The following is a 1450-nucleotide window of genomic DNA, read 5'->3' on the forward strand; positions in this document are numbered from 1 at the left end:
GACGGCCCGGGAACGGATAGGTCTGTACATCCGCACGTTCAATGAAAAGAACAGCCGCATCATCGAAAACCTTGACCTGCGGTGATAAATTTGGTTCAATGCAATAGACAGTTAACTATATCGGAATGAAAAAATACATCGTTTTGCTCCTTGCAATCGCAACAACGGCTGTTGGCATATCGTGCCATCAGGAACAAAAAAGAAGCACTGATAGCAGTGATGCTGACATAGACAGTTGGTATGCACAAGGGGAATGGCTTGGGGTCGTGCGTTTGACACCCGATTCCTCCATCAACAAGCATGAGTTTTATACCAGGTATCATCAAAATAAAGCGTTGTGGGATCAAGCGTTTGAGTTTCTCGCCACTGCGGATTTGGCTTCTCTGGAAGTCGGTACGCACGAATTAGCCGGAAAAGCCTTATTTGCTTTGGTCTCTGAATACCAGACCAAGGAAAGTAAAGATGGATATTATGAATCCCATAAAAACTATACGGATATACAATATACCATAAGCGGGGAAGAATACATCGATATCAGGGACACAACGGGTTTAACCGTAAAAAACCCTTACAATCCAGAAAAGGATATTATTTTCTACAACGAACAAGATCAACACAGTCATCTTGCGCATCCCGGTGTTTTCTTTATTCTATTTCCCTCGGACATTCATCGTCCGGGGATTCAGGTAAATGAAAAACAACCGGTGAAGAAAATAGTCATCAAGGTAGCGAATGACACATCATTGTAGGCAAACATGATGACTTGGACACAAGAGACGAATCCTGTTGGCAGTGTTTGGATATCGGCGTTGCTGGCGGTTGTTCCGATATTATTTCTATTCTGGGCGTTGATTATCCGGCGGATGAAGGGCTATATAGCGAGTTTGTCGGCAACCGGCATGGCGCTGCTTATCGCCGTTTCGGTTTACGGGATGCCGGCGGGCCTTGCGGTGCTGTCGGCGGGACACGGGATACTTTACGGGCTGTTTCCGATTTGCTGGATAGTGGTGACGGCGGTTTTCCTGTTCAACATCACGGTTTCGAGCGGTCAGTTCGAGGTCATCCGTCATTTCATGGCCTCGGTGACGGACGACCGGCGCCTGCAGGCGCTGCTGATAGCGTTTTCGTTCGGTTCGTTCCTGGAGGGAACGGCGGGCTTCGGGGCGCCTGTTGCCATCACGGCTGCGATGCTGGTTGGGTTGGGTTTCAACCCGCTGTACGCTGCGGGCATCTGCCTGATAGCGAACACGGCCCCGGTAGCCTTCGGTGCCATCGGCACGCCCATCATTGTGGCATCGCAGGTATCGGGTATCCCGGAGATGGCCATTTCGCAGGCGGTGGGGCGTACGCTGCCGGTACTGTCGTTCCTGGTCCCGCTGTACCTGGTGGTGCTGATGGCGGGATTCCGGAAAGCGGTGGAGGTGCTGCCGGCGATTCTGGTGACGGGCGG

Annotated in this window: 2 protein-coding genes; both read left to right on the forward strand. The window is 51.1% G+C overall.

Annotated elements, in window-relative coordinates:
* The first annotated feature begins 125 nt into the window (after nucleotides 1-125).
* Entirely contained in the window at nucleotides 126-749 is a 624-nt protein-coding gene (locus BMW65_RS23755; RefSeq protein ID WP_090609496.1) for a NanQ anomerase/TabA/YiaL family protein, read from the forward strand.
* Between the two features lie 6 nt (nucleotides 750-755).
* Nucleotides 756-1450: L-lactate permease (locus tag BMW65_RS23760; RefSeq protein ID WP_317040508.1), on the forward strand; the 695-nt coding region annotated here is incomplete at its 3' end.

This window comes from Parapedobacter koreensis (assembly GCF_900109365.1).
In the GTDB taxonomy this organism is placed as follows: domain Bacteria; phylum Bacteroidota; class Bacteroidia; order Sphingobacteriales; family Sphingobacteriaceae; genus Parapedobacter; species Parapedobacter koreensis.